General features: G+C 38.0%; 12 protein-coding genes. 7 read left to right on the top strand and 5 right to left on the bottom strand.

Annotated elements, in window-relative coordinates; translation table 11 throughout:
* Positions 1–119: 119 nt before the first annotated feature.
* The 4 genes from N773_RS21575 to N773_RS0118115 all read right to left on the bottom strand — a co-directional run bounded on the left by N773_RS21575 (position 120) and on the right by N773_RS0118115 (position 5,850).
* Entirely contained in the window at positions 120–1,097 is a 978-nt protein-coding gene (locus tag N773_RS21575) for a 3'-5' exoribonuclease YhaM family protein (RefSeq protein ID WP_024859060.1), read from the bottom strand.
* A 19-nt stretch (positions 1,098–1,116) separates the two neighbouring features.
* Positions 1,117–1,524: a hypothetical protein gene (locus N773_RS21570; RefSeq protein ID WP_242840456.1), complete on the bottom strand. Its 408-nt coding sequence runs from the start codon at positions 1,522–1,524 to the stop codon at positions 1,117–1,119.
* A gap of 763 nt (positions 1,525–2,287) precedes the next feature.
* Positions 2,288–3,835 carry a hypothetical protein gene (locus tag N773_RS0118120; RefSeq protein ID WP_024859058.1) on the bottom strand — a complete coding sequence of 516 codons (1,548 nt, stop codon included), beginning with the start codon at positions 3,833–3,835 and terminating at the stop codon, positions 2,288–2,290.
* A gap of 359 nt (positions 3,836–4,194) precedes the next feature.
* Positions 4,195–5,850, bottom strand: coding sequence for a MutS-related protein (locus N773_RS0118115; RefSeq protein ID WP_024859057.1), 1,656 nt, complete (start codon positions 5,848–5,850; stop codon positions 4,195–4,197).
* A 682-nt stretch (positions 5,851–6,532) separates the two neighbouring features.
* Between N773_RS0118115 and N773_RS0118110 the strand changes: the two genes are divergently transcribed.
* Positions 6,533–7,051: a hypothetical protein gene (locus N773_RS0118110; RefSeq protein WP_024859056.1), complete on the top strand. Its 519-nt coding sequence runs from the start codon at positions 6,533–6,535 to the stop codon at positions 7,049–7,051.
* A 600-nt stretch (positions 7,052–7,651) separates the two neighbouring features.
* On the opposite strand, the gene N773_RS0118100 is transcribed toward N773_RS0118110, so the two are convergent.
* The gene (locus tag N773_RS0118100; protein ID WP_024859055.1) at positions 7,652–8,344 is read right to left on the bottom strand and encodes a CPBP family intramembrane glutamic endopeptidase; all 693 of its coding nucleotides are present in this window, start codon (positions 8,342–8,344) and stop codon (positions 7,652–7,654) included.
* Positions 8,345–8,748: 404 nt separating this feature from the next.
* Here N773_RS0118100 and N773_RS0118095 point away from each other — a divergent pair, with 404 nt between their 5' ends.
* The 6 genes from N773_RS0118095 (at position 8,749) to N773_RS0118075 (ending at position 16,879) form a co-directional block, all read left to right on the top strand.
* Positions 8,749–10,341, top strand: coding sequence for an AAA-like domain-containing protein (locus tag N773_RS0118095; protein ID WP_024859054.1), 1,593 nt, complete (start codon positions 8,749–8,751; stop codon positions 10,339–10,341).
* 1,035 nt (positions 10,342–11,376) lie between these two features.
* The gene (locus N773_RS20680) at positions 11,377–12,423 is read left to right on the top strand and encodes an RNA-guided endonuclease TnpB family protein (protein ID WP_431602485.1); all 1,047 of its coding nucleotides are present in this window, start codon (positions 11,377–11,379) and stop codon (positions 12,421–12,423) included.
* On the top strand, positions 12,371–12,484 hold the full coding sequence (locus tag N773_RS23565; protein ID WP_431602486.1) for a zinc ribbon domain-containing protein: 114 nt from the start codon (positions 12,371–12,373) through the stop codon (positions 12,482–12,484). The genes N773_RS20680 and N773_RS23565 overlap by 53 nt, the downstream gene beginning before the upstream one ends.
* 407 nt (positions 12,485–12,891) lie before the next feature.
* A complete protein-coding gene (locus tag N773_RS0118085; protein WP_024859053.1) occupies positions 12,892–13,980 on the top strand; it encodes a hypothetical protein in 1,089 nt (362 codons plus the stop codon).
* A 32-nt stretch (positions 13,981–14,012) separates the two neighbouring features.
* Positions 14,013–15,464 carry a hypothetical protein gene (locus N773_RS0118080; protein ID WP_024859052.1) on the top strand — a complete coding sequence of 484 codons (1,452 nt, stop codon included), beginning with the start codon at positions 14,013–14,015 and terminating at the stop codon, positions 15,462–15,464.
* Between the two features lie 290 nt (positions 15,465–15,754).
* Entirely contained in the window at positions 15,755–16,879 is a 1,125-nt protein-coding gene (locus N773_RS0118075; protein ID WP_242840455.1) for an NYN domain-containing protein, read from the top strand.
* The last annotated feature ends 213 nt before the right edge of the window (positions 16,880–17,092 follow it).

Genomic DNA, 17,092 nt, shown 5'->3' with positions numbered 1-17,092 from the left:
CTTGTAATTGTCAATGAATCTGTACGTATCCTGCTTATTTACAGATATATTTGGTATTACACACAAATTATCCATTTATAATATTGCACTTTGATGAAAGGCCATTTTACATTCTTGTTTTAGTAATTGGGCTTATATAGGCGATTGTCTAGTCCAAACGGCTTCTTTTCTGTGATTTCTCCCAGATCTAACTTCTCATAATGCTCTTCACACATATACATCTTCGCATCGATGTTGTCGATGTAGTGCAAAACAAATGCTTCGGGAATAGCCGGACAGGATACTGTTCCCCACTCCTGCGTACCGTGGTGCGAAAGTATCATGTGGATCAAAAGCTGAACTTTTTCTTTATTGTAGTTGCCATCCGACGCAAATCCTTTGATAAGCGAAGCTCCCATATACAAGTGACCTAACAGCACTCCGCTTGCCGTAAACTCAGCATCACCGCTGATCGAGGTCTTATATTCCCATACCTTGCCTATATCGTGCAGGGCTGTACCACAGAGAAGAAGCTCTCGGTCAAGGTTCGTATATACTCCGCAGAGTGCATCGGCAGCCTTGACCATACGATAAGAGTGGTACAGCAAACCACCCCTGAGATTATGATGCATAGTTATAGCAGCCGAGGAAGTCATGAAACTATCCTTATACTTTGTCAGTATCTTTAATGTAAGATCGGACAACGGCGTATATTTGCCGTCATAGTCGTTTGCAGAGCTTTCGATCAGACTACATATTTCGGTATACATCAGGTTTAAGTCCACGGGTGGGAGCTTAGTGAAATCATTGACCGTGAGTGTACTGTCTGCTGTCGGTCTAATCTGCACTATTTTGAAGCTCTTTGAGCCCTGATACTCGGAAACAGAAATCTCTGCATCAGCTATCGTGTCCTGCCTGATACCGAGAGACGCAAGGCTCTCTTCCGAGGTATCGAACATCATAGCCGTGACTTCTGTAAAGCCGTCTTTCAGCGTTACTCTCACAAATTTATTGCCGTTTCGTGCGGTATTTTCCTCAATTGCAGACACCAATACAGGACGGTTGATCGTGCTGCCGATCTGAGCATCGGAGAATTTTATATACTGTTCCTTATCCATAGAAGTTCCTTTCTTAGTATTAGAATGTCACGCCTGAAAAAGCGATCAGGTTATTGATGTACTTGACAAAACTCCTCCAATTTGGAGGAAAATCGTTGCTGCCGTAGTGTTCAAGTGCGCTGCCGTTATCAAGTGTGATCTTTACAGACCATTGTGTTCCGTCATCAATATCACGATTAATATATTCCTTATGCCAATCATCTATACGGTACTTTAAGAATACATCGCTGATGAATTCATTCCATTCGCCTATCCTTATCTCTTTTGTTATGTCTTCAACCTTGCCCTCACGAAGTAGAGAAGGACTAACCGTCAGTACGGCATGATCGTTCTCTTTTTTGATAGTCACTTCAACGTAACCGCCAAAGAAACTGCCGCATGAGCAGTGAAACGAAACAGCAGAGAGAATGTGATTATTACCAGACATGATTTTAGCATTATACTTTTCTTCCATTCGTTATCACCACGCATAAATTCTATAAATACTCACCTTATATGATATCACATATAGCCAATTTTGTCAACAATTTTTAACACGATTTCTAGCACAATAAACAACCGATTTAATTCCATTTTTCATAAGAATTCACGGTCAACTCAAAGCTAACCACTCTGATTTCTTATCAATCTTCAAAAGTAGATTGATAATTGAAAAAAAACATCTGATAATGACATTGAAGTGTGTCACACGTGACACAACAAAGATACAATCCATATATTGATAAAAATAATAATATGCTTAAAGCTTATCTTTCATACTGTTAGAAAAATAAAGCTTGAAATATACCTGAATATATGCTATAATAAGTAAAGTATAATAATTTCTTTAAGAATAGTATGGTGCGAATGATAGATTCACATGATAATGCTGGCTGATTCGCACTATATTTCTGGCGACTCGGCGTCCGGAAATCGATGGAAGTATTCGTCAGTCTACAAATCTGTAGCCGAAATAACTCTCGATAGGGTTTAAACAATACACATTCAATCCGTGTATTCGATTTATTTGTATATTTTTGCAGATGCAATCTGCACAGGCAAGTAAATTACGAGAAATGAATCAGATCAGATACAGCCTCTAGAACTGAATAATTCTTCTAAACAACAAAGGTCCCACCGTTTTAACTTCGGTAGGACCTCTTTTTGCTTATATTTGTATTTTACGAATACCTTTAACCATTACCATTGGATCAGTTTGTATCACGCGGCCGACTGTACCAGCAGACGACCGCATCGCTGCCGTATACCGCATCTAAGAGTGTGTGATCAAAACCGGATTCTTCGCAGTAAGTCGGATATTCCTTGATGTCTATCATCTTTGAACGCAGTTCGCTACCGTCCGGCGCATACAGTTCATAATGTGCAAATAAGTTTTCAAGATCAATCTTCAGATACACACAGTCCTGACCGAATATGCCTGTATAGCTGTGATGGTCCGGCAGTGCAAGATTGCCGGTCAGCGCGATGCCGTTCTCATTAACAAAAATGCGCAGATATGCTTCACCGTGTGCTTCGTCTGTGCGGCAAATGCCGCCGGGATACTCATACGAAACCGGTTCATATTCACCAGAATCCATATTCAAACGACGAAACGAGATCGTCTTCGGTCCATAGACCTTAGCTAAAATAACATCTAGTTTTTCAATGATCTGCTCCATCGTCAGCCTGTCTGGATTCTGATACAAATATGCAAACTGCTCTGTTTCATACAACATCCGCAATGATAGTCTGATCAGAGCGGGAGGAAAAGGGCGATCGTTGAAAAAGAGCGTAGTGCAGCCAGTGCCGTTCATTGCAGCTTCGCGGAATGCGTCTTCATTTGTTTCTGCGGATTCTAGAAGCCCCGGCAGTGCGGTACGTGGAAGTGTTCCCCATTGCGCTTTGGCAAATATATAGGGTTGGAGAATCGCTTTTTCTATATCCTGCTCCGCGACGGATATATGAATGAGAGGCGCACCGACAACGGCGGCAAGCAGCTTCGGATACATCATGTTGCTGAAGAGCAGGAGACTATTGCCGGTCTCCAAGATGCGGATATACTTCCCAGTTTCTGTTTCGGTATGCTCCCAGGCGGATGACACAGCTTTCACAATTCGTTTTGCAAACGCTGCGGGATCCGGCTTTTCAGTTATGCTAAGGATATTCCCGGAATAGAGCTCTGTGCGTTCGATCTCTGGCACCTGCGTCTTTGTAAAATACAGCACAGCGGATCCTGCATCATCGTTCTCTGTCAGCAAGGAAATATCCAGATTCAGACAGTTTCCGAGTTCAGCAAGTCCGTCCTCTGCAAAGACATCGTCACCTTCGCAGATTTCTTTGAGTTGCGCCGCGTTCAGACAATTCGGGAACTGTGCGGCAAACTGCCGATAATCGCTGTGTGTTCTGCCGCCGTAAGGCTCGCCGATCGCTATGCGGCAGGACTTCTTCCGGTTCGCTACTTGAAGCGAGAGCTCCGCAAAATCGCTGTCAACAAGCTCTGCTGTGATAACCGGTTCCTGAAAAGCACCGACTGCAATTGCTGCGCAGCGTTTAAGCGCGGTATGATTCTCTTTCTCCGGAGAGACTGCAAACCACTGTCCGCTTGCTGAAAAACGAAGTCGGAGAGCAGTATTCGCCCCGGATGCCTCTGCTTCCACAAAGCCCTGTGCGGTCATGTATCTGCGAAGAATATCAGCTAGCTCCTTCGGAGAAAGCTGCTGAGGATTTTGAACAAAGATGCAGGATGCAGAAAGTCCCATGAGTGAATACTCCTTTTAGTAGTTTATTTGTCGAATTATAGTATACCTTAACAGAAAAAAACTCAGAGAGCAGTATCGGTTAGCGACTAACATATCTACTTTAGTAGAAATTAAGGGCTCTCTAAGTTATCTTCATTTATTTTATCATAACAATAATCAAAAGTCAATAGACCATTATCTCCTTTTCAATCTGCAATACTTCCCTTTCAATCTGTAAGATTCTATTGATTTTGCATACGACGGAGTGATCGCAGTTATTATCGGAAGCTTATATTATGAAACGAAAACATATAATAGAAAACTCACACAAAAACAATAACAGTGGCTGTATACAAATGCTATACTGATGCAGTTTTTAGCTATATATCCGGTTTTGCGATTTCTTCTTTTGCTTTATCAACTATATCATCCGGAAAACCTATAGCGCTTAAAAGTTTTATAGCATTGCTTGAATCGTTGATACCGTTGTGTAATGTGTAATCAAACATGATGTCATCCGAGTCAATGACTTCCGAGAAATAGTAATTGGCAAAGATCTTATCAAATGCTTTTGCAAGTTCCAGATCATGGGTCGCCACCAAGAGCATACATCGTTTATCTGTAAAATAATTCAGTATCGCTTTTGAAGCTGCTATTCGTTCCCTGGTGTTAGTACCTTTAAGTATCTCGTCTATTGCAAGAAACAGCAGTCTGTCCTCTTGACAGAGCTCAATCATTCTCTTCAGATACTTTATTTCACGGATATAATAGCTTTCGCCTGATAAAATATCATCTCTCACAGCCATTGATGTGATCACACCGCATTTGGGTACAGAAGCGCTTTCGGAAGTGCAGGTATGTATGGTCTGACCAAGAATAAGGTTTATAGCTGTGGATTTGATAAATGTGGATTTACCGGAAGCATTAGAGCCTGTGATTATTATATTGCGATCATATTCAATATCATTCGGTATCGCATTTGATATAGCAGGATGAACTAATCCGACGAACGAAAAACTGTCATTATCTGCTGTTTTAGGAATACAGTATGTCGCCGCACTTTTTCTGTACGAAGCTATTGATACACTACAGTCTATCTCACCGATAAACTTGTATATACGCATACATTCCGACTTTTTTTCAATAAGTTCAGATATGATCTTATCGTACATGATAAAGTCGATCATGAGTGGACCGAGTAAATATGACATCATCATACTGACGTCATCTTTATTATCGGTAGCATTCTTCTGTTCGAGAAAAGTCGATCTTTTTGCGGTGCTTTTCAATGTGTTCAGATCTTCTGATATCTCATTGCTGAATTCCGGAACAAGCTCAGCCAGCGAAAATGATGTATTCAGCATTTTCCCTAAATTGAATACAGACTTTACCTTTATGTCCATTTTTTCCTTTTTTATCGTGTGGATGATCATATTTATAAGATAAACAGCTATGCACATTCCGATAAAAACTGGTTTTCTTATTATAATGGCAGCTGCTATAGATATCATAAGCAGATATGACAGTGCATAATAAAACTTACTATTTTTCAGCTTGTGCTTGGATATGTTTTCTATCAGTATCGGCATATCGTAGTTCACATACGATTTGCCCAGAAAATATAGCTTTTCTCTGACTTCGAATCTTTTGTCTTCGTTAGTATCAAAGAAAGATATTTTTTCTTCAAGCTGCTTCAGGTCGCTTTCTGTTTTTGAAAGATCATGCAGCTTTGAGTACAGACATTGCTCCCCGATATAACTGTCCGTGTGGTTGACAAGGGCAAAAATATTATCCATGCTAAGATCTTCCCAAGTGATATCATCAACAATCTCATGTTCAGATATACTTTTCTTGTCCATCAGATAAAGAGTTTCAATGTTGCCAAGTCTGTAGAACTGCTCCTCAGTATCATCACGAGGCACGCCAAAGGAAGATCTTATGTAGTAAAGGATACGTTTTTGCCGTTTTTTATCTTGAACGATAGTTATAACAATAGCAGTAACTATCATCAGCGATATCAATATCAAATATTCCATTTTGTTATCTCCAAATTTTGTATTATTTCTATTTCATTATAATTATAGCATATATATTCTATTACTTGGTTATCCCTTTAACACACCACAAATAAAAGAAATAATAACATGAATAGCAAGAGGCGTATCTTTAGTGGTGAGGCGTTGCCCCTACGAAAAGATTTAGTCTCTTTTTTACCTAAGTATTATTATATCATGCAAATTATAAAAATGCAATGCCAACGTCCTGAAAGTACTCGAAAATCCAAGCATTCTCTCTTCTATTAAAGCGATCAAAGACTGTTTTTTATCTTTTCAATCCGCAAGACTTCCCTTTCAATCTGTAAGATTCTATTGATTTTCGCTTCAGAATACAGTATTATGAAAATACGGAAAGTAATTTTCCTACCTGCCGTGCAGGGTTATGGATAAACTCCATAATAGCTCGCCTACCAGGTGTAGAAAGAGATTCTGATTACGTCTTGCTTCGTGCAAGGCGTTTTCTGTTTTATACGGTTTTTACCATTTCTAATTTTCTTGTATAATTAAAATGCAGATTTGATTGATAATTGGGAGATCAGATCAAGTTTAAATTATAGGAGGATAGAGTGATGATTAAAGCTAATTATGCATTACCAAACAACTCTCCATAATTTTGAATTCCAAACAAAATAATAAACTAAAAAAATTCGAGGAGGATAAAATGGACGCACAATACATTTTCGAATGCACATGGAAAATGGAAGAGTCAGCTGTTACAGATGGAAGACTTTTCAATGCAGTAAAAACCACTTCTAAATCAGACATATCACAAATAAAGCCTTTTAAAAATTGGAATGATGCAGCAGAAGCGATCAATAAGTATATCGGTCTTAAATTATCCGGAAGTGCATCTCAATCATCAGGATACATTGATATAGAATTCAGCGATACAGAGATTTATCAGGATGAGATCACAGATGATTTTTTGGAAAAAGTAGCTCCTTTTTCTAAAGGACATCTGTGTTTTGATAGTGGACTTATATCGTCACACTATCGCTGCACTTTTGTAAACGGGAAAACTGTCTACATAGACATTTACCCTCAGGAGGCAATCTACACTGTGTTCGATAAAGAAACAGAACAGTTTGTCGGAACTGTAAGTGAAGCCTTTGCAGAAACGGTAGACAGAGAAAAATACGAAATAAAATCATTAAACCTAGAATTCAATCAGGAGGACTAAAAATGAAGAAGATTATTATTACTAAGAACGGAATGGCTATCAATACAGAATATATCATAGAGATGCATATAATCGACCATCATTCATCTGTGGTTGCATCAAAAAAAAGAACGGAAAACTGATTATGCTATTTATACAACGCTTAGTAAAGATGTACACTTCAAAGACAAACAGATAAATCAGTTACCTCTCTTTTCTAAGGTCACAACAGATGAAGAAATACAGACAATATACGATGATATAATAAAATTTCTCGTAAACAACGAAGTTACTGGCTCCTCGGTACTTGATCTTAGAGAAAAAGAATAACTTAGTAAGTTTTTCTTGATCAACCACCGGTATTTTTATGCCGGTGGTTTTTTGTGTCACGCGTGACACAGCACTCATAGGGAACGACCCATTAGAGATTACCCCTGAGTGTTACAAGCACTCGGGGGTATTGTTGTTTTTTGAATTCTAAGCCAAATCAGAGTTTATATTATTGCCATCAAACCGGAATTTTGCTTACTATTCGGCAAATCATAAGTTTAATTCATCAAATGTCCGGATCATACAGGCGATTCGTTTAGATATCGCTATACTTCTCACCCCCAGCTTCATCTAAACAAAACATTTCCAATATGTACCACTGAAATTGAAAAGTGTATGAAGGATTATACATGGGAGCAGATTGTCTGTACGATAATACACAAATGCAAACACAATGCCGCCAACTGTGGTATAAACGACCTGAAGCAGTACAGACATGATCTGGTCAGGTCTGTTAATGAGATTAGTCAGATGCAGCAATCCAAACACCAGCCCTGAGAGTAGAATTGCTAAAAATATCTTCTTCTTTCCTTCTCCGAAATAATTTCTGAATGCTGTAAACAAAAGGCCTCGGCAAAGAATTTCCTCATAAACTCCCACACTTATACACTGGATTATTAATAGCAATAGCGACGGCATAGCTTCCATAATACCTTTTTCCAAATCATAAAAATTAACTATAAACTGTAAAACCGTTGCTATAACTACTATAGTGCCATACAGGAAAATGCCCTTAACCAGGTTTCTTTTTCCTATCTTCACTTTCTCGTTCAACAGATTTCTGATGACTAAAGCAGTCGTTCCAGCCAGTATGAATTTAAAAATCGATTTTATCAGATTCAGTACATTTCCACTTACATCTGCATGTATCAATAGCAATAACAATTTTGGCAATCTTGTCATCATCGCAATTATCAATGTACTTATAATTGCCAATGCAAGAATCCGTATATCCTTTTTTTTATCCATTATTTTGGAATCCATAACTCAACCCACCTACTACAGAAAATCATGATTTATATGAGCAAGCTGACCGCCCACTCTTACCCATTAATTATATCATATCGCCCCCCGAAAATGCAATCCCATTTCGTTAAGCATAACCACTGAAAAATTTCAGTATTGATAATGATATGCAGTGCTTCGCGGCAACAAAACCCTCCATATATCTACTGACGTTTTAGAGACTTTGTAAATGAAATATCTTTAAACTTGTCCAGAAAGAAATTCATAAATGTGAGCAGTCTGCGAAGAAGAACAAAAGAAAGCTATGACTTGTATTCTTCTCCCTTATGAAACATTTCAGCGAAGGGTTGCATTAAAGGATTTTCTGTGCTATAATTATAATGATAGAGTATGTATACGCGCGCAGAAAGGGGCGTACAGTCATGAAAAAGTTCAAGACCACAGGACTATGTAATCCTTCTAAGAATTATATGGTTGACATCACTGATCGATTGAATAAGATTAAGGTGATGATAGATAACGGCGACTACTTCACAATAAACAGGGCGCGGCAATTCGGAAAGACCACTACTCTTGCTGCTCTTGAAAGGTATCTGAAAGACGAGTACGTTGTATTAAGACTTGATTTTCAGGCAATCGGCACCGCAGATTTTGCCGATGAAGAGAGCTTTGTCAGAACATTATCACTGCTTATAATACGAAAAGCTTCAAAGATGACACTCCCATCCGAAATCATTGATACATTTAATGATTTCGCAAATAGAGAGGCGAATAAAGCAAGACTTGGCGAGTTGTTTCTTTTATTTTCAAAATGGTGTGAGGTTTCTCCCAAGCCAATTGTCTTTATCATTGACGAAGTAGACAGCGCATCAAACAATCAGGTGTTTCTGGACTTCCTTGCACAGCTTAGGCTCCAGTATCTTGAAAGAGAAGACGACGAGGACAATCCTGCGTTTCAGTCAGTGATCCTTGCTGGAGTTGCCGATATAAAGCACATCAAGGGAAATATCAGAAACGATAATGATTCAAAGGTCAACAGCCCCTGGAATATCTCTGCGGATTTCAAGATAGATATGTCACTGTCAGCCGACGGTATCAAGGGTATGCTTGACGAATACGAAGCCGATCATAACACGGGTATGAACACAAAGCTTATTGCCGATTCGATCTACGAACACACAAGCGGATATCCGTTCCTTGTCAGCCGTATATGCCAGATCATCGACGAGCAGCTTGTACCGGACAAGTTTGACAGTCTTAATAAAGCATGGACTAAACAGGGCTTCAATGAAGCAATTAAGATATTGCTTTCCGAAAAGAACTCGCTTTTCCAGTCGCTCACGGGCAAGTTGACAAACTATCCCGATCTTAAAAGATCGATCAGAAGTATCCTCATGGAAGGTACAACACTTTCATATTCCGCGCTTCAGGAGTCTATCTCTCAAATGGAGATGTACGGTTTCATAAAGAACAATCACAATACAGTTGCCATTTCCAACAGGATATTTGAAACGCTGCTGTATAACCTTTTTCTTTCAGACGAGGAGATCAAATCAAGTGCGATGTTCAATGAAGGCACACTTGCCAAAAACATCTTTGTGGAAGACGGCAGGCTGAATATGCGCCTAGTAATAGAGCATTTTATAAAGACCTATACTCAGATATTCGGTCCGCTTGAAGATAAATTCAAGGAAAAGGACGGGCGTGAGCAGTTTCTGCTGTTCCTAAAGCCTATTATCAACGGTACAGGCAACTACTATATAGAAGCGCAGACCAGAGATCAGACACGCACCGATGTTGTGGTGGACTATCTCGGGCAACAGGATATTATTGAACTAAAAATATGGCGTGGGCAGAAATACAATGCCGACGGTGAGCAGCAGCTTGTCGGATACCTCGATCATTTCGGTCTTAACGTCGGATATATGCTGACATTTAATTTCAACAAAAACAAAGAACAGGGTGTAAAGCTTGTCAAGATTGGTGACAAGACAATTTACGAGGGTACGGTATAAAACAGCAAGGGCGGTTCCAAATCGGAACCGCCCCTTTGTGCTGTAAGCATATGTTCTTTTGCTGTCGTTTCACTCAAACGAATAAGAATTTATCTTAAGCTTTCTCAGCAACTGCTTTATATAGCGGACCTATATCATTCCCACTTTCAAAACGAGCTGTTGTTCCGACCGAGACCATTGATTTTTCTGAAAGCTCTGTCTTGTAATTCTCTGTTTGTCTTCATTAAGAACGCTCCTCGTCCTTCATAGTTTGTGTTTCTGAACTATATTACGTTTCAAAATAAAATGCAATATATTGATTGTTAAAAATCACATTAACGCATAAAGTATAATATATTGTATTTTAAATAGTTTGAATAATCTAAATTAGTATTCTCAGTTATGATAAACGTTCACTTCAGCAGAAAATAGATGAATGGAAATTGCTTTGATACTTTCACGACTATTTTAGCTTGAAATCCATTTATCCGAGAGTGTCACGCGTGACACAAAAAAGCCCTGCAACGGTGTGCAGGGGCTTCAAAAACTAAATTACATTATTTTTCCATGTATTTTCCAAGTCCGGTGGAAAAACGCTCATCGAACCAATGCCATACATCCAGCACTTCAGTTCCCTTTCCCCAGCCGAACCAGTTCTGATCCAGTACGTTTCTGTTCTCTTTTGTTAGAATTGTCGCTACATCAGAAAATTCTTCCCACTAATCAGCAAGTTCTTTGTCTGTATATTCATGCAGATCGCGTTCATCAGAGATCTCATCCATAAGTTCAGTCCACTTCCCTTTTGAATGATGCGTTTAATCTTAAGATGTTAGCATTAATAATCCCATTATTTGTGTCACGCGTGACACAAATTTGTTTTCACTATATATAATTTTTTTTTTTCAAAAAATCTGCTATAATAATTATGTAAGTTATTTAAGGAGTGGTTTCGTGAATCTCAAAACAATAGTATGTGGATTATCCGCTGCAGCTATACTAATGCATCACTAAAAGAATTAAAAATCAGAACATAAAGCCATAAAAGGAGTGAACACTATGGCAAACAAAGCATTTAAATTCAGAATATACCCAAATAACGAGCAAAAGGTTTTGTTTGCCAAAACCTTCGGCTGTGTGAGATTGGTATATAACTATTGGTTATACAAAAGAATCAAGCAGTATAAAGAATATGAGACAACTTTAAGTTACAACGCTTGTGCCAAAGAAATGGCTGAACTTAAGAAAATGGAGAAATACTCATTCTTACGGGAAGTGGACAGCGTATCATTGCAGCAGTCGCTTCGACACCTGGATACAGCGTTTCAGAACTATTTCAAACAGCCTAAAACAGGTTTCCCAAGGTTCAAATCAAAAAAATGTAAAAAGAACAGCTATTCTACCGTTTGTATCAAGGGTAACATAGTCATATCCAATGGATACTTGAAATTACCTAAAGTCGGACAAGTCAAAGTAAAACAGCACAGGAACATTCCTGATGAATATGTTCTCAAGTCTGTGACAGTAAGTCAGACTCCAAGCGGAAAATACTATGCTAGTATTCTGTATGAGTACGAAAACCAAGTACAGGAACAGGAACTGCATGACTTCTTAGGGCTTGATTTTTCGATGCACGAGCTGTACAAAGACAGCAACGGCAATGAACCGGCTTACCCCGGATACTACAGAAGAGCTGAAAAAAAGCTAAAAAGAGAACAAAGAAAGCTTTCTCTTATGCAGAAAGGCACTAAAAACCGTGATAAACAACGTATCAAGGTTGCTAAAATGCATGAGAAAGTTGCAAATCAACGAAAGGACTTTCTACATAAACAGTCAAGACAGATAGCCAATGCCTATGATTGTGTATGTATAGAAGATCTTAACATGCAAGCAATGTCTCAGGCACTTAAATTTGGCAAGTCGGTTTCAGATAACGGCTGGGGAATGTTTGTAACATTCCTGAAGTACAAGCTTGACGAACAGGGCAAAAGGCTTGTGAAGATAGATAGATTCTTTGCAAGCAGTCAGACTTGTTCCTGCTGCGGTTATAAAAATAAGGAAACTAAAGAGAGCATGGGATTGTCCCGAATGCGGAACTCACCATGACAGAGATGTAAATGCTGCAATAAATATAAGAAACGAAGGCATGCGAATAGCATTAGCGTAGCCTTAAATCATAAAAACCGTGGGACACACGGGGTTAGCTCGCTTATGCTTAGTGCATTAGTACTATCGAACGAGAACCGAACTCGCTGAGGTCAGGGGAAGCCCCCGCCTTTAGTCGGGGGAGGATGTCACTGGTACAGAACCTTTTAATTTCGATGAAGAAAAAAATCCAGTTTCTATCAATGAACCTGCATTTTCTGAATGGATCGACCAATTAATATCATACGGTGAACATCTCTTTGATATTCCGGGTGATTTCACAGACAATAACGGCAAATTAACGATTGAGATCAAAAAAGTAAATAATACTAATACCTCTGTTTCGGCAGAGGTACTTTTTCATATCATTGACAATCTAAAAAAAATACTGTAAAATCAAATATAAATAAAAAAAGGAAACGGAACACTATGAAACAAACAAAAATTAATATCAAAGCACTCAAATTCATATGCGTTGTCTTACCGCTGATATACCTTATCATGATATCGGTGACGATGATGCTGTATTTCCGAATCGAAGATAATATGTACGATTTAAGCAGTTTTGAACCGAAGATAGAGTATTTCAACATTCATACGAGTGGAGGTTATTCTACCCATGACATTGATCTGACGGCTTACACGGACGACGGGCGCTATTATCTCGAATTCAACAACAATCTGTCAGATAAACCCGACGATCATGTAAAGTATGAACTGTCAAAGACCGAGTATCTGCTTTGTACGAATATTGATATTCAAACACTCGAAGAATATCCGGGAGACTGGGGCAACGATATACCGGAAGAAACGCTGACCATAAAGGAGAAAGGCAAAGAAGAGATCGTTATTGATAAAAAGATGTATTCCAATTATTCAGATCAAAACTTTGGTCTGTGCCGTCAGATATACGATATGAAGAAGAAAGCACCCGAAGGAAAAGTCAGCTATGATACATATATAAAGCTTGCCTCATATCTTTATTCAAACGAAGCAAATTTCGCCTTGCTCAGATACGGAGGCAGTATTTTCGAGTATGATGACCCGACATTCAAAGAAGTCTGTATCAATAAAAAATATGTACGGATTCCAAAAAAACTAAAAGAACTGTATTCTGATTCGAATTGTCTTATCAAAGAACCCAAGACCGAAAAAGGTGCTAAACACAAAGAGGAAGTGCTGAAAAAGTTCATACAGACAGATTACCTTGGTAGCAAAGCATACTATTCCGAGGTCATTTCCGAAAACGATGGAAGTCTCGGCTTTGTACTGGCAAGCCCTAAAAGCGGATACATTATTCTGTTTTACGGCGATATACCGAAAGAAACCGAGCCTCAGCAGTATTTGGACGATGTACTCAGCATTATCGAAGGCGATCCTGCGGGCAAAACAGCTGTAACGATAGCACTATCTGTTGAGACAGCACTGTTCGTGGCAGTGATGTTTTTTGCTGTCAAAAGAACAAGGCGAAAAATGCCGTACATACCGGATATTTCGTCCGATGATAGTGGTGAGTAAAAGGGATAAAATACTAATCAGGAGGGATAATTATGCTTACCTGCATTTATAACGGCAAAGAAATGAATTTCGATGATTTCATTGAAAATTCTGTCAATAATAAGGAAATAGTTGATAAAAAACTGCATTTGAGAAAATTAAGCGATAACAGTGAACTTCATTGTAAAGGCTGCGGTGCTGAGGTAAGGTTCGTAGATACTGAGAAAAAGGCAAAGCACTTCAGACATTTGAAAAGTTCCGAATGCACCTACGATAAATTCTCAAATGATCATAAATATTCCGAAGATATCAGGCAGAAGTTTTATAACGAGATAGATAAAACTATTCCCGGATATGAGATTTTTCTAGATAAACGTCTTGAGGACGGAACATGGGTAGATATAGCTTTCGTCTTTGATAATAAAACTACTGTTGCTTTAAATTTTATAAATAGGTCTTTCAAGGAGACTAAAATGAAAGAACAGCATGAGAAATTCAAAGAAATGGGTGTTGTTGATCTCTGGATTATCATAGGAGAACCTTCCTCAATTGATTTTTTTGAAGATATGTACACTAAGGATGCAATGCTTTTACAGGATGATTGGCAAAACTTAGTATTGTACGCATCTGAAAGCGAGTCCGAAACCGAAAGTGAAAACGAGTTGAATCCTCTAACAGTAAGGTATAAAACAATCTATAAAGCAAGGATCCACCGTCAAAAATTTCACTATGAATCCATGCCTATATCTGCCTTTTCGGTAAACGAATCAGGCAAAATACCTTATATAGAAAAAATAATCGAACAGAAAAATACAGAGATAGAAAAAGACAATGAACTCTACAATGAAGAGCAACGGAAGAAACAGGAAGAACTAGAACGCAGAATGCTTGAAGCTGCAGAAGAAGAAAAGAAACGTCTTGCAAAACTTGCTGAAGTCAAACAAGAAGAAATCAAAAAGAAAGAAAATGTCTTAAAACGCAAAGAAGATAGTGTTGCCGAGCTTCATCAGCGTACCGGAATGTTTATAGGTTCTAAAATAAAAGGCGAGTACGAACTGATTCCTCTGGAAGAAATAAAACTCCCGAAAACATTAATACAAATGATGCCTTATACAAGAGAATTGTTTGAAGAAAAACTAAATAAGGCGTTTATCGGATACGCTGCTCCGATCAAGGAACTTATGATCAAACTCGCTCAATGCTCAAATGAGGAAAAAGATATCTATCTGGATCTAATGAAGCCTTACAGAGAGCTTCCAAAAGATGATGAGAAATTCAGGATACTTGCTCAAATTTCCATTCAAAGCGCCCTGGTAAATTACATTGAAAATTCATATATAGAAGAATTCAGACAAAGAATAAAAAACAGTCTTAATCGTAATAATATAGAGGTCAACGAGGAACAATTAATCAGATTTTTAAAGAAGAACAAAAGTTGGATAAAAAATAATTATGTAGCAGGAAGAGATGATCACATCATGATTGCAAAATACAAAAAGAGCTAATTTTTTCGAGTCTATTTTTTTTGATTCCCTAAATTTTATGATATAATAAGAATATAAAAATTTCTGATGCAAAAATAGGAGGGAAAATTACGGCGATAGATACTAAAGAAATCGTAACGACCATAGCTTATTTAATTGGGGTAAAAAAATCAGCATTGGAATTAAGCTTCCGGGAAGAATGTTCCGAAAAACTTGATTTCCTTTATAACAACAAAGAAGCGAATATAATAAGATACTTAAGCAAACTCAGATCAACTCTGTTTCAGAATTTTAAGAGAACAGACGACGCGATGGTGTATGGCTTAAAAAACCTGACGTCTCTTGAATGGTATGATAACAGCGAGATCGAACAATTAAATAAATGGGGAATACAGATCATAAAGGCAAATTATCGTTCTGAAAAATATATTCTGGATTTCACTAAACTTATCAATGATAATATAGATAATTGTAAAAGTCTTTTCTATGACTGGATCAACTGGGACTATATCAAAAAATTATTTGTAGTACCAAGATATAATAAGCCGAACGTAATGCGGGATGAATTCACGAAATATATGGCTAATATTGAATATTATCCTTTCCAGAAATATATCTACTGGGAGCCTAAGGATTGCGGAGGCATACTTTATTCGGACAGAAAATTTCTGAAATTTCTATATGAAATGAATGGGGATGTTTTTACCGATCAGACAAAATACAGGGACGCTGATGATGATACCAGAAATAACATTTATAATTTCATTGATGATTCTGAAAAGACCACTATTGCTGTAGACTGTGAAAATTCCGATCCTTTTAAGCTATACAGCGTATTAAAAGGACTTGAACCTGATGAATTGGCAAAAATAGAAAAAATAACTCTTTATGACGATCCGCATACAACAACGGGCTGGGACTGGCTTTCTAAATTTATCAAGATCCCTGTCGAGCATATAGAAATAGATAGAATAACAGACAGAAAGAGTCTTGTAGATATAAGAATGACTGCCTGTATAGTAAAGGATTTCTACAACAACAATATAACCTCTTTTATTTTAGTATCAAGCGATTCGGATTTCTACGGTCTTATTGAAAGTCTTCCCGAAGCGAATTTTCTTGTAATGTATGAGTATGACAAGTGTGGCTTTGCTATAAAAGATGCTCTTACTCAGCACGGGATCTATTATTGTGCGATAGACGATTTTTGTTCTGCAGCAACGGAAGATTTAAAGCGTTCTGTTTTGTTTTCTGAATTGGAAACCCACTTTCCTACCCTGCTGGGCGAAGAACCAATGGAACTAACGAAGAAGATCTATGAAGAAACAAGAATTACTGCTACGAAAAAAGAAATGGAAAACTTCTGTACAAGATACGTGAAGACATTAAAGCTGAAGATCGTTGATGGAAAATTCGAAATTGAAATACAAAAATAATTATTAAGCAGATTTATTTTATTATTGATAATAGTCAAATATATTCAAGAGAATATTTGGGAGTTGTCTTAGAAAAAGAGACGACTCCCCTTTTGTTTTTCCAAATAAAACGTTTGACGATTTTGCCGCCGCACGCTCGTGACTTTAGTCATGAGTTAGGCGGCATTTCTAGACATTCTGTTGTGCATTGTCGAGGGTATGTATATTCATTGT

Origin of the sequence: Ruminococcus albus AD2013, assembly GCF_000526775.1 — a bacterium.
Classification (GTDB): Bacteria; Bacillota; Clostridia; order Oscillospirales; family Ruminococcaceae; genus Hominimerdicola; species Hominimerdicola alba_A.
This window is presented reverse-complemented; position numbering and strand designations above follow the sequence as displayed.

What these genes read in the sequence shown, in the direction of transcription:
- N773_RS21575 (WP_024859060.1), bottom strand. Translation starts at nt 1,097, where the DNA reads ATGGATAAGGAACAGTATATAAAATTCTCCGATGCTCAGATCGGCAGC.
- N773_RS21570 (WP_242840456.1), bottom strand. Translation starts at nt 1,524, where the DNA reads ATGTCTGGTAATAATCACATTCTCTCTGCTGTTTCGTTTCACTGCTCA.
- N773_RS0118120 (WP_024859058.1), bottom strand. Translation starts at nt 3,835, where the DNA reads ATGGGACTTTCTGCATCCTGCATCTTTGTTCAAAATCCTCAGCAGCTT.
- N773_RS0118115 (WP_024859057.1), bottom strand. Translation starts at nt 5,850, where the DNA reads ATGGAATATTTGATATTGATATCGCTGATGATAGTTACTGCTATTGTT.
- N773_RS0118110 (WP_024859056.1), top strand. Translation starts at nt 6,533, where the DNA reads ATGGACGCACAATACATTTTCGAATGCACATGGAAAATGGAAGAGTCA.
- N773_RS0118100 (WP_024859055.1), bottom strand. Translation starts at nt 8,344, where the DNA reads ATGGATTCCAAAATAATGGATAAAAAAAAGGATATACGGATTCTTGCA.
- N773_RS0118095 (WP_024859054.1), top strand. Translation starts at nt 8,749, where the DNA reads ATGAAAAAGTTCAAGACCACAGGACTATGTAATCCTTCTAAGAATTAT.
- N773_RS20680 (WP_431602485.1), top strand. Translation starts at nt 11,377, where the DNA reads ATGGCAAACAAAGCATTTAAATTCAGAATATACCCAAATAACGAGCAA.
- N773_RS0118085 (WP_024859053.1), top strand. Translation starts at nt 12,892, where the DNA reads ATGAAACAAACAAAAATTAATATCAAAGCACTCAAATTCATATGCGTT.
- N773_RS0118080 (WP_024859052.1), top strand. Translation starts at nt 14,013, where the DNA reads ATGCTTACCTGCATTTATAACGGCAAAGAAATGAATTTCGATGATTTC.
- N773_RS0118075 (WP_242840455.1), top strand. Translation starts at nt 15,755, where the DNA reads ATGGTGTATGGCTTAAAAAACCTGACGTCTCTTGAATGGTATGATAAC.